Origin of the sequence: Limnohabitans sp. JirII-31 (assembly GCF_002778315.1) — a bacterium.
Lineage (GTDB): Bacteria > Pseudomonadota > Gammaproteobacteria > Burkholderiales > Burkholderiaceae_C > Limnohabitans.
Window position 1 is genome coordinate 509,316 of the sequence record NZ_NESA01000001.1, and the last position, 11,522, is coordinate 520,837.

The following is an 11,522-nucleotide window of genomic DNA, read 5'->3' on the forward strand; positions in this document are numbered from 1 at the left end:
GGTGGTTTTTTATGGCTTGGGCGGCAGGTAGGCGAACGCGATGTAGGCAAAGGGCTTGTGCAGCGGAAAGCGCAAGCCCTGGCTGGCCACCGTCAACTCAATCGCTTCAGGCGTTTGTCCTTGTGCGCTCAGCCAGGCGCGCATGTCTTGTTCGCAGCTGCTGGATTCTGGCTTGTCGACCGGGCCCAAGGGACACAGCAACAAACCTGCTTGTTGCTGCCAGTGGGGCAAAGGCGTGACAGTGGCAGGAAACTGATCGGGCACACCGGGCACCACCCGCAAGGCAGGATTGCCATAAAAGGCGAGCAGGGCGTTCTCAGCCCATTGCCCCCCTACCCAACGCAGGGCTTGGTCAGGGTAGCGTTCATGCCAAGTGGCCAGCAATGCTTGCGCGGCTTCGCGCCGTGGCAGGTAGTGGTTGGGGGTGCCGTTTTGGGCTTGGTGCCAGGCGTACCAAGGGCTGACCAGCACCACCAAGGCACACCAGACCATGAAAACTTTGGTGAGTTTGGCGCTAGGGTCTTGAACATTGCCGAGGCTCAGGTTGCGCAACCACAACAACGAAAACCCATAGCCGATGGGAATGGCCCAGGGCATGGACAGCTCGACAAAACCTGTGATGCCAAACACCAAGGTGATGGCCCAGGGCAGAATCGCGACCCAAAACAAAGTGTCACCCCAGCCTTGTGGTTGCCAACTGCGCAGCAAACGCTGTGGCCAGCCACGCAACCTTTGCCACAAGCTCAGGTTGTTGGGGGCGTACACCCAAGCGCACAACAGCCAGGGCAGCAGCCAGTAGGCCGCAGGGGCCAACGCAAATTTAAGCACCATGCCCCAGCTCACACCGTCGTCACTGCCTTGTTCGCCGACATAGCGCAGGGTGACCCAGTCGTGCGCCTGAAGCCACAGCAGGTGAGGGGTCAGACACAACACAAACACGCCCAGGGTGAGCCAAGGTTTGTAAGTGGCAAACCAACGACGTCCGTTGGCAGAGGCGAGCGAGCTCATGAAAATGGCCAGCAAAAACACGCCGCTGTAATACTTGCCGAGCATTGCCAGCGCACTCAGTACCCCCAGCGCCAGTGACCACAGCACACCTGCCCGTCCCGTGCTGGCGACGCAACGCACCCAGGCCAAGACCACCCAAGGCCAGGCACTGAGCAAGATGGCATTGGCGTTGAACTTGACCGCCAAGGTGCTGTACGGAAAAGCCAGGCACAGCAGCAGCACCGCAGGCAATGCCAACTCAGGGCGCTCGATGGCCTGAGCCAAACGGTAAACGCCGAACAGTCCCAGCGCCACGTTGAGATAAGACAACAGGTGGTACGCCGCATCTAGGTGGGGGAAAACGGCAAACCATGCCCCTGTGACCCAGGCAAACAAAGGTGGGTGTTTGGCGCTGCCCCAGGCCCAGTTTTGCCCCCAGGCAAAGTTCTCCAGCATGTCGGCATAGCCGTCCAGGTTGGTGTCTGAGATGCCATGCGCCAGCACCCATGCCAGCACGTGCAGGCCAAGAACAAGGCCCACACCGGTTGTGAATCGGGGGGGAGAGACGGTAGAAAGGGGAGGGGGTGACAGTGACAGAAGGGGCTTTCAGAGTGAAAAAATTATAGAAGTCTTGGCTGGTGCCAAGCAGACATCCACGTGCTGAGGCTATAAAAATCAATCACTTACGATTTTTTTATGTTTTTTTCATTTCATGTGTCCACCAAATCTTGCCGTCATGCGTTGTTTGCTGATCAAGTTCTGAGGAGCCTGCAATTGGATAAGTCAGTATTTCAAATGGATCCCCCTGATGTGGCGCTGGAGCGTCGCTTCAAATTCGTTCCCCCCGAGAAGTCTGGGATCAAAGCCACCTTTGACCGCATCCGTGCGCAATTGGCGCAAGAGGCGGAGCAACGCAGCCGCCCGGCCTCACGCATTTACTCTGGCTTTAGGGCTGTGAAAGCTTAAGTCGTCACTTTGTCTGTCGCAGACAGACACACCTACAACGGGCCCCTTGGTGGGCCCGTTTCGTTGGGATAATCGCTTTTTTATCTGAGCGCACAGCGCTTTTTATAGCCTCATGTTGTTTGTGCTCAGTTCTTTGGCCCCGGTGGTCTTGTTGATCGCCATTGGCTTTTGGGTCGGGGTGCGTGGTTGGGTCAGCTCAGACGGGGCCAAAGAAATCTCTAACCTCGCGTTCATGGTCTTGGCACCCGCCTTGTTGTTTCGCACCATGAGTCAGGTTCATCTGGACCAGTTGGATGTGCAGCCCGTGGCCATGTACTTTGTAGGGGCGATTGGCTTATTCGCTGTGCTGTTCTTGAGCTTGGGTTGGAACCGCCGCGCCACTGTGCTGGCCTTGGCGGCCACCTTCAGCAACACCGTCATGCTGGGCATTCCCTTGATCGGGTTGATGTATGGCCCGCCTGGCTTGGTGTATTTGTTCACCCTGATTTCTTTACATGCACTGGTCATGCTGACCTTGGCCACCGTGGTGTTGGAGTTGGTGCTGGCGCGTGAAGCTGCCTTGGACCCCACGGTAGATTCAGCCCAGCGCCATCCGCTGATGACCATTGCCGTGGCTGTGCGCAATGCGGTGATTCATCCGGTGCCATTGCCCATCTTGCTGGGGCTGGCTTGGGGTCAACTGGGTTGGGTGATGCCCGAGGTGTTGGACAAACCGATTCAGTGGATGGGCAGCACCTTTGGGCCTTTGGCCTTGCTACTGGTCGGCATCACCTTGGCCGGGGTGTTGCATGACGTGCGTCAATCTTGGGCCGGACAGAGCCGATCAAAGGCCATGCGGCCCTTGTGGGTGGCCACCAGTTTGGCCTTGCTCAAGAACCTGGGCCACCCCTTGCTGGTGCTGCTACTTGGCTGGGCTTTTGGCGTGACAGGCTTGGCACTGGCGGTGATGGTGAGCGCAGCCTCCATGCCCATTGGTGCCAATGTGTTTTTGTTTTCCCAACGCTACGCCGTGGGTGAGGATGCAGTGCCAGCGGCAGTCGCGCTATCGACCTTGTTGGCGATTGTCACGGTGCCTTGGGTGTTGAGTTGGGTGAATTGATGCCTTAAGAACGGGCGGGATAAGGCTCAAGCCAGTTCAGCAATCAATTCAATTTCCACGCAGGCACCCATGGGCAGTTGGGCTACGCCAAAGGCGCTGCGCGCGTGGGCACCTCTGTCGCCAAAGACTTCGCCAATCAGCTCGCTGCAACCGTTGGTCACCAAGTGCTGTTCGGTGTAGTCGGGCGTGGAGTTGACCAAGCTCATGACTTTCACAATGCGTTGCACTTTGTTCAAGTCGCCCACTGCCGCGTGCAAGGTGCCCAGCAAGTCGATGGCGACCGCGCGTGCGGCGGCCTTGGCTTGTTCGGTGGTCATGTTGAGGCCCAGTTGTCCGACCCAGGCTTTGCCGTCTTGCTTGGCGATGTGGCCGCTCAAGAACACCATGTTGCCGCTTTGCACAAACGGTACATAGGCTGCCGCAGGCACAGCCACGGGGGGCAGGGTGATGTGGAGGGCTTGCAGGCGGTCGTAAATGTTCACGGTGTGGTCCTAAAAAAATTTCAAGTCGAAATTTTAGAAGGCTCAGACAGCAGCGGGGCCGATTCGATGGCAAGACCGTCGATGGGGAACACGGTGACGCCCACTTCTAAGGTGTGGCTGGCGCCACCGTGGATCACGCCACGTACGGGGGAGACATCGCCAAAGTCGCGTCCGAACGCCAGGCTGACATAGTCTTCGCCCGGTGAGTTCAAGCCCCAGCGGTCGTTGGTGGGGTCGAGGTCAAACCATTGGCCTTGGGTGGTGAGTGTGTCGTCCACCACATCGGGCACATAGACAGACACCCAGGCATGCGAGGCATCACTGCCAATCAGGCGGGGTTGTCCAGCGGGTGGCTCGGTCAGCAAATAGCCGCTCACATAACGCGCTGCCAAACCTTGGGTGCGCAAGCAGCACAGCAGAATGTGCGCAAAGTCTTGGCAGACGCCCTGGCGCTTGGCCAAGGCCTCGCGTGCGGGGGTGTTCACATCGGTGCTGGCGCTGGCGTATTCAAACTCTTGATGAATGCGCGTCATCAAATCGCAGGCCGCAGCCAACACCGGTCGCTGGGGGGTGAAGCTGGCGCGTGCAAATTCAGCGAACTCGGCATGCGGGGTGACGTAGGGCGAAGCGAACACAAATTCGTTGGCAGCAACCCAAGCTGCGCCTGCGTGATAGACAAAGTGGTCTCGCACTTTTTCCCAGCTGGGCGTTTGTGCCACTTGGTTCAAGTCAAACGGTGTGGCGTGGGTTTGCACCAAGCTGCTGGCTTCCATGTGCAGTGTGCTGTGTGCCACGGGCAATGAAAAGAAGCTGCGCAGGTTGCCAAACACATCGGTGTGATCGCTGCGTGCGGCAGGCGCTGGCGCAATTTGCAAGGCCGCATTGCGTACCGTTTGCGAGGGAAGGTTGCGCGGCAACAAATGCGCCATGTGCTGGGCGGTTTCTACTTGCGGTGCGTAGTGGTAGGTGGTGGTGTGTAGGACGTGCAAAAACATGGTCAAGCTCCCACACTGTCGCTGTCTTGGGTGTGGCTGAAGTACTGCCCTGAGATGGCATCAGACACTTGCCAGGCAGCTTGTACGCAGGCCAACAAGTAAGCGCGAAGTTGGGGCAAGTGACCTTGGGCATCGCGTTGACACAGGGTATCGAGCTCAGTGTGTTGCACATCTGGCACCAGCTTTGCCAATGCATCGGGTTGCCCCATGGGGGTGCCGGCCAATTTGGACAAGCGCGCACGCAGTGAGCGTGTCACCCAAGCGAGCGAGCGTGGGTTGTCGTTGTCTTGCATCAGCAACTCGACCAACGGCGCGAGTTCACGGCTTTGCTGGTATTGGGATTGGAAGGTGATGGTGCTGTCAAACAAGGCCAGCAATGCGGTGAAGTGTGAGCTGTTGTCTAGGGTGGTGCTGAGCAAGGGGCCCGTGGCCGTGTCTTCTTTGGGCAGATCAAAAGCGCCCACCTCGACCGCTAGATCCAGGGCTGCGGATAAAAAGCCCAAGCGCTCTACGTGCCTGCCAATACTGAGCAGTTGCCAACCGTCGTCGCGTGTCATGCGGTCGGTTTGTGCACCTGTGATGGCGGCCAGCGTGGCGCTGGCGGCTTCGAGCGCCTGCAAGGCTTGAATGGCTGAAAACTCGGGCCGAGACAGGGTGTGTTTGCAGTCGGCACTGAATTGTTCGACGCAATGCACGATGGCATTCCAGTGTTCGGGGGACAAGCGTTCACGCAGCGAGGACGCGGCTTGATGCACAGCGCGCAAGTTGTAACCCACGCTGGTGGTGTGTTCGTCTTGGTCCAGGCAGGCGATCAAGGTGCGTTCGAAAACGCGCCGCCGTGTGGCCATGTTGGGTGTTGATGCACTGGCGTCGTCGGCGGTGCCGGTGGGGGCGGACGGAACGCCCACAGGGATCAAGCCCTGACGCTGGGTGAGCAGCTGCAACCAGGACCACAGACTGCGTGAGGTGGGGTCTTCACCGTTCAATGCTTCCAGGCACAAGCGCACCAAGCGCACCATGTTCTCACTGCGCTCGGTGTAGCGGCCTAACCAATACAGGTTTTCTGCGGCGCGGCTGGTGACCACGCGTGGCCGATGCGTGAAGTTCACGGAGCTGGTGCTCTTGACCAGCAAGGTACTGCGATCCACATCGGCATCGGTTTGTACCCAGACATCCGCACTGCTGCCCCCGCGCTGCATGGACGCAATTTCGGCATGCGGTGCCGCAATGCGCGCTAAACCACCGGGCAAGACACGCCAGCTGTCGGGGCCGCTGCGCAGCGCAAAGACGCGCAGCATGACCGAGCGGGCGACGATGCCTTCTTGTGCGTTTTTCCAAGTTGGCATTTGCGACAGGGGCACATACGCTTGCAGGGTGTGACGGTCCGGCTGGCGCGTGATGCGGCCCACCCATTCGTCACGCTGAGATTCGGTGAGTGAGCGCCCCAGGGTCGCGTCAAAACTGCCATGACTCTCAGACCCAGGGTAGGTGGGCTTGATGACCATTTGGTCGAGTTGCGGCAGCACCGACGACAAGGCCGCGCGTTCGCCGCACCACCAGGTGTCCAAGGCCGGCAGTTGCAAGGTTTCGCCAAGCAGGGTTTGGCTCAAGGCGGGCAAAAAGCCCATCAGCGCGGGTGACTCCAAGAAGGCTGAGCCGGGTGTGTTGGCCACGACCACATGGCCTGCACGCACGGCCTGTAGCAAACCCGGAATGCCCAAGGTGGAGTCGGCACGCAATTCGAGCGGATCTAAAAATTCGTCGTCCAGGCGTTTGAGCAACACATGCACGGGCTCTAAGCCACGCAAGGTGCGCAGGTACAAGCGCTCGTCGCGCACAGTTAAGTCACTGCCCTCGACCAAGGTCAGGCCCAAGTAGCGCGCCAGGTAGGCATGTTCGAAATAGGTTTCGTTGTAAGGCCCGGGGGTGAGCAGTGCCACATGGGCTTGGGCACCTGCGGGACTGTGTTGCTTGAGGGACTCGATCCACACCCGGTACGTGGCCGCTAAGCGCTGCACGTTCATGGTTTCAAACGCTTGCGGAAATTGGCGTGAAATGAGCAAGCGGTTTTCCAGCAAATAGCCCAGCCCCGAAGGCGCTTGCGTGCGCTGCGACACCACGGCCCATTGACCGTCGGGCCCGCGCGCCAAGTCAAACGCGGCAATGTGCAGGTGCGTGCCACCGACCGGTTGGATGCCATGCATGGCGCGCAAATAGCCGGGGTGACCTTGCACCAGAGCGGGCGGGATCATGGCTTGGCGAATCAGTTGCTGCGGGCCGTACACGTCGGCCATCACACGCTCCAACAGGCGTGCGCGTTGCTGAACACCGGTGTCAATCTGCTGCCAGCTTTGTGGCGTGAGGATGAGTGGGAACAGGTCAACGGCCCATGGCCGCTGAGGACCGCCTTGGTTGGCGTAAACGTTGTAAGTGATGCCGTTGTCGCGCACCTGGCGGGCCAGCGTTTGCGTGCGTCGGTCGAGGTCGTCTAGGCCGACTTGCCCCAAGTGGTCGAAGAATGTTCGCCAGGGTGCTGCCAATGCTTGAGAGGGCTGAGGCAGGGTGGCCGCAGGGGTGCTGATACCTCGACCAAGGAGAGGGCTGAGTGACTGGGACTGCGATTGCGACTGCGACTGCGACTGCGACTGCGACTGAAATTGCCCCGCTGCGTGGGCCAGGGATGACGTTGGGGTTTGCGTTTGCGAGACAGGGGGCGCGGGTTCTTGGACAGATTGACTGCTCGTGCCCAGCAGCTCGTCGAAGTGCCCCTGGTCTGCGTGGTGTGACAAAGCGCTCACCACATCAGCCAAGGCTGTTGGGGGTGAGGGCTTGGCGGTTTGCGTTTGGGGTGTCTCCACAGTGGACACATTGTCTCACCGGCGCAGGCTCATCGGCGCAAGTCCAGCGTGAACGGAAACTCTTTGCTGGCAGCGACACCCACGGTGGCAGGGCCAATGTCGAGTTTGCCGGGTGTGTGTCCAAGCGGGAAGAAGCGCGACAGGCGACGGCTTTCGGCCTCGTTGGCATTGACAGGCAAGGTCTCGTAACTGAGCCCACCTGGGTGAGCCACGTGGTATTGGCAACCTCCCACGGACCGTTTCATCCAGGTGTCCACGATGTCAAAAATCAGTGGCACATGCACACCAATGGTCGGGTGCAAGGCCGATGACGGAGCCCATGCGCGGTAGCGCACACCGGCCACGTATTCGCCCACGGTACCGGTGGGTTGCAGGGGCAGGGCGCGGCCATTGACGGTGACGGTGTGGCGGCTGGGGTTCAAACCGGTGACGTGCACTTCGATGCGTTCAAGAGACGAGTCCACATAGCGCACAGTGCCGCCGCTCGACCCCTCTTCGCCCATGACGTGCCAAGGTTCCAAGGCGTTGCGCAGGGTCAAGGAGATGCCCAAGGTGTTGAGCCCCCCCGCACGTGGGAAGCGGAACTCAAAGTGGGGTGCAAACCACGCCGGGTCGAAATGAAACCCGGTGTCGCCCAGCTCGGTGAGCACATCGTCAAAGTCGGCTTTGACAAAGTGAGGCAGCAAGAAGCGGTCGTGTAGCTCGGTGCCCCAGCGTGTGGCCGGAGCTTCGTAGGGTTGCTCCCAAAAACGAGCCACCAGGGCGCGCAGCAGCAACTGCTGCACCACGCTCATGCGGGCATGGGGGGGCATCTCAAAGGCACGCAACTCCAGCAAGCCCAAGCGTCCGGTGGACGAGTCGGGTGAGTAGAGCTTGTCGATGCAAAACTCTGAGCGGTGGGTGTTGCCCGTGACGTCAATCAGCAAATTGCGCAAGCTGCGGTCGACCAACCAGGGTGGCAAGTCGACGCCGTATTTGGCGCGGTTGTTGCGGATTTCGGTCAACGCAATTTCGAGTTCGTAAATTTGGTCGTTGCGCGCTTCGTCCACGCGGGGTGCCTGGCTGGTGGGGCCAATGAACATGCCGCTGAACAAATAGCTCAGGGACGGGTGGTTGTGCCAATACAAAATCAAACTGGCCAGCAGTTCGGGTTTGCGCAAGAACGGACTGTCAGCTGGCGTGGCACCCCCCATAACCACGTGATTGCCGCCGCCTGTGCCGGTGTGGCGGCCATCGGTCATGAATTTTTCGGCAGACAGACGCGACTCGAAAGAGGCTTGGTACAAGAACTCGGTGTGCTCCACGATTTCTTGCCAGTTGTGGGCCGGGTGGATGTTGACCTCGATCACGCCGGGGTCGGGTGTGACGGCCAAAACTTTCAGGCGTGGATCGCGCGGTGGGCCATAGCCCTCCAGCACGATGCGCATATTGAGTTCTTGGGCGGTGGCCTCGATAGCGCTGAGGAGTTCCAAGTAATCTTCCAACCGCGTCAAGGGCGGCATGAAGACATACATCAAGCTCTGCGCTGCGCTGCCTGCCTTGCCTGCCAATTCGACGTTGGGGCCGTTGGCCCGAGCCGGGTCGCGCACTTCCACGCAAATGGCGGTGCGGGTGATCCACGCTGCCGACTGAAATTTGGTGGGTGGAGTGTTGGGGTCAATGGTGCCTTGCACAGGGGGGGCTTTGCCACTGCCGGCAGGGGCCATGCCTTTGACAGCAACCAAGTTCTCGGCATAGTGGTTGGCACCCAATGCCACGGTGCCGCCCTCGGCAAAGCCGCCACCCGTCACGTGGGCGTTGTAGTGGGTGAAGCGGGCGTGGTGCGCGTACTGTGCTTTCAAGGCCGCAGCATGCGGCAGTGGTTGACGCTCGGCGTAGTGGTCTTGCGTGATGGGATAAGGGTAGTCGGCTGCGGTGACCCAAGGCAATGAGTCCAGCGGCAGTCGATAGCCCATGGGAGAGTCACCTGGCACCAGGTACATGCGCTCGTCGCGCAAGAACCAAGAGCCACTGCTCCAGCGCGGGCCAGGCAGCTCAGGTTCGTTGGCTTTGAGGGGGAGCACATAGCCCACGACTTGTTTGAGTCCTTGGGTAAAGACTCGGTGCAGTCGGGCACGCTCCATCTCGTCTTCTAGACGCGAGTCAAACGGATCGACGTTGCCGGGCAGGCGGCGTTCGCGCCAGAGGTAGTACCAGGTGTCTTCAAAACCGGGGGTGATGTGTTGACCGTCCAGCCCTAGTTTGCGGGCCAAGGTGTGGGTGAATTTTTCAGCGTCCTCGCTGGTGTAGTGGCTGGGCACGCGTTCGTCGGCAAACAAATCGGGGTTGTGCCAGCAGGGCTGACCGTCTGCACGCCAGTAAATGCCCAAGGCCCAGCGAGGCAATTGCTCACCCGGATACCACTTGCCTTGGCCAAAGTGCAGAAAGCCACCTTGGCCGTATTCGTCGCGCAGCTTGTGCACCAATTCGGTGGCAAATGCACGTTTGGTGGGCCCCAGGGCGTCGGTATTCCATTCCGGTGCGTCACGGTCATTGACGGCCACAAAGGTGGGTTCGCCACCCATGGTCAGGCGCACATCACCCTCGGTGAGGCGGCGGTCCACTTCGTCACCCAGGGCCAGCACTTCCATCCACTGGTCTTCTGTGTAGGGTTTGGTCACACGGGGGGACTCAAGCACCCGAGTGACTGTCATTTCATGGCTGAACTCAACCTCGGCTTCATCCACCAAGCCTTCAATGGGCGCAGCACTGGAAGGTTGGGGCGTGCAGGCCAAGGGAATGTGTCCTTCTCCCGCAAACAGGCCGGAGGTGGGGTCTAAGCCAATCCAGCCAGCACCGGGCAGGTAGACCTCGCACCAAGCGTGTAAGTCGGTGAAGTCGACTTCGGTGCCGCTGGGGCCATCGAGTGACTTGACGTCGGGCACCAGCTGAATCAAGTACCCCGATACAAAGCGGGCCGCCAAGCCGCATTGGCGCAACAGCTGCACCATCAGCCAAGCACTGTCACGGCATGAGCCGCTGCCCAGGGTGAGGGTTTCTTCAGGCGTTTGCACGCCGGGTTCCATACGGATCAAGTAATCGACGTCTTGATGCAGTTTTTGGTTGATTCGAACCAAGAAGTCGATGGTGCGAATGGGGTCGCGTTGGAGCGCTTCCATGTCAACCGACTGGCAGTAGGCCTGAAATTGAGGTGTCAGGGGGAGCTTGTCCAGGTAGGGGGCCAGCTCCAGGGACGTAGCTTTGTCGTAGCTGAAAGGAAATTTTTCGGCGGTGGGCTCAAGGAAGAAGTCAAACGGGTTGTAGACCGCCATCTCTACCACCAGGTCCACGGTGACCTTGAATTCGGTGGTTTTTTCGTGGAAAACCAAGCGCGCCTGGTAATTGGCAAACGGGTCTTGCTGCCAGTTGATGAAGTGTGCGGGCTCTACTTTGAGCGAGTACGACACCACATGGCTGCGGCAATGCGGGGCAGGTCGCAATCGGATGACTTGTGGGCCCAGTTCTACCAGCCTGTCATAGCTGTAATGGGTGACGTGGTGGAGTGCAGCATGGATAGACATACCTCCATTAAAGCAAAACATGCGCCAAGCAGGCTGCGTCATGCTGGTGCGCTCAAGCTTTTTGTGTAGCCGCCGATACGGGAGACATGCGTACATTCCATCTCATTGCTGTTTTATCTGTTTGGGTTCTCGGGCTGTGTGGCTCGAACACGGCCTTTGCTGAGTGGAGCGAAATTGCCAAAGACGAAGACGTGGCCTATTACTTCGACAAAGATGCGGTGATGCCAGTGCATGTGTCGCGTTACGCCTGGACTTTGGTGGACTTTCCCAAGGGCGAAAAGACGTCCAACGGCGAGAGCTACAAGTCGGTGATGACACGTTGGCGTATGTTTTGTAAAACCGATATGGTGGTGCGCTTGTCGGTTAGCTATTTCGAAAAACCCATGGGCAAGGGCAAAGAGGTTGCGGCAGAGGATGCACCTGAGTTTCGCTTGCGCGAAGCACCGATTCGCCCCAACACCTATTTGGCCGCATTGAAAAAAGAAATTTGTAGCGCTAAGCCTGCGGCTTGAGGCTTGCCGCAAGTACTACCACGCCGCATGCTTGGGGCCAGAGAACGGTCTTTTGAGCGGGCA

General features: G+C 59.3%; 8 protein-coding genes. 3 read left to right on the plus strand and 5 right to left on the minus strand.

Annotation, left to right across the window (positions count from 1 at the left end; genetic code table 11):
• Window positions 1–9: 9 nt before the first annotated feature.
• The gene (locus B9Z41_RS02480; protein ID WP_143474136.1) at window positions 10–1,527 is read right to left on the minus strand and encodes a glycosyltransferase family 39 protein; all 1,518 of its coding nucleotides are present in this window, start codon (window positions 1,525–1,527) and stop codon (window positions 10–12) included.
• A 255-nt stretch (window positions 1,528–1,782) separates the two neighbouring features.
• On the opposite strand from B9Z41_RS02480, the gene B9Z41_RS17015 reads away from it, so the two are divergent.
• Window positions 1,783–1,953, plus strand: a complete 171-nt coding sequence (locus B9Z41_RS17015; RefSeq protein WP_158236122.1) for a hypothetical protein — start codon at window positions 1,783–1,785, stop codon at window positions 1,951–1,953.
• A 112-nt stretch (window positions 1,954–2,065) separates the two neighbouring features.
• Window positions 2,066–3,052 (plus strand): AEC family transporter, encoded by a 987-nt coding sequence (locus tag B9Z41_RS02490; protein ID WP_100144633.1) that lies wholly within the window; start codon window positions 2,066–2,068, stop codon window positions 3,050–3,052.
• Window positions 3,053–3,078: 26 nt separating this feature from the next.
• Here B9Z41_RS02490 and B9Z41_RS02495 read toward each other — a convergent pair whose 3' ends face one another.
• From B9Z41_RS02495 to B9Z41_RS02510, 4 genes are read right to left on the minus strand one after another with little or no spacing between them, the layout of a single operon-like run.
• The gene (locus B9Z41_RS02495) at window positions 3,079–3,534 is read right to left on the minus strand and encodes a RidA family protein (protein WP_100144635.1); all 456 of its coding nucleotides are present in this window, start codon (window positions 3,532–3,534) and stop codon (window positions 3,079–3,081) included.
• 20 nt (window positions 3,535–3,554) lie between these two features.
• A complete protein-coding gene (locus B9Z41_RS02500; protein WP_100144637.1) occupies window positions 3,555–4,529 on the minus strand; it encodes a transglutaminase family protein in 975 nt (324 codons plus the stop codon).
• 2 nt (window positions 4,530–4,531) lie between these two features.
• The gene (locus tag B9Z41_RS02505; protein WP_199172916.1) at window positions 4,532–7,387 is read right to left on the minus strand and encodes a circularly permuted type 2 ATP-grasp protein; all 2,856 of its coding nucleotides are present in this window, start codon (window positions 7,385–7,387) and stop codon (window positions 4,532–4,534) included.
• A gap of 29 nt (window positions 7,388–7,416) precedes the next feature.
• The gene (locus B9Z41_RS02510; RefSeq protein WP_100144641.1) at window positions 7,417–10,947 is read right to left on the minus strand and encodes a DUF2126 domain-containing protein; all 3,531 of its coding nucleotides are present in this window, start codon (window positions 10,945–10,947) and stop codon (window positions 7,417–7,419) included.
• Between the two features lie 86 nt (window positions 10,948–11,033).
• On the opposite strand from B9Z41_RS02510, the gene B9Z41_RS02515 reads away from it, so the two are divergent.
• Entirely contained in the window at window positions 11,034–11,459 is a 426-nt protein-coding gene (locus tag B9Z41_RS02515; protein ID WP_100144643.1) for a surface-adhesin E family protein, read from the plus strand.
• Window positions 11,460–11,522: the final 63 nt, after the last annotated feature.

Excerpts from the sequence above, each read along its gene's own strand:
- B9Z41_RS17015 (WP_158236122.1), top strand. The coding sequence starts at position 1,783 with ATGGATCCCCCTGATGTGGCGCTGGAGCGTCGCTTCAAATTCGTTCCC.
- B9Z41_RS02490 (WP_100144633.1), top strand. The coding sequence starts at position 2,066 with ATGTTGTTTGTGCTCAGTTCTTTGGCCCCGGTGGTCTTGTTGATCGCC.
- B9Z41_RS02500 (WP_100144637.1), bottom strand. The coding sequence starts at position 4,529 with ATGTTTTTGCACGTCCTACACACCACCACCTACCACTACGCACCGCAA.
- B9Z41_RS02510 (WP_100144641.1), bottom strand. The coding sequence starts at position 10,947 with ATGTCTATCCATGCTGCACTCCACCACGTCACCCATTACAGCTATGAC.
- B9Z41_RS02515 (WP_100144643.1), top strand. The coding sequence starts at position 11,034 with ATGCGTACATTCCATCTCATTGCTGTTTTATCTGTTTGGGTTCTCGGG.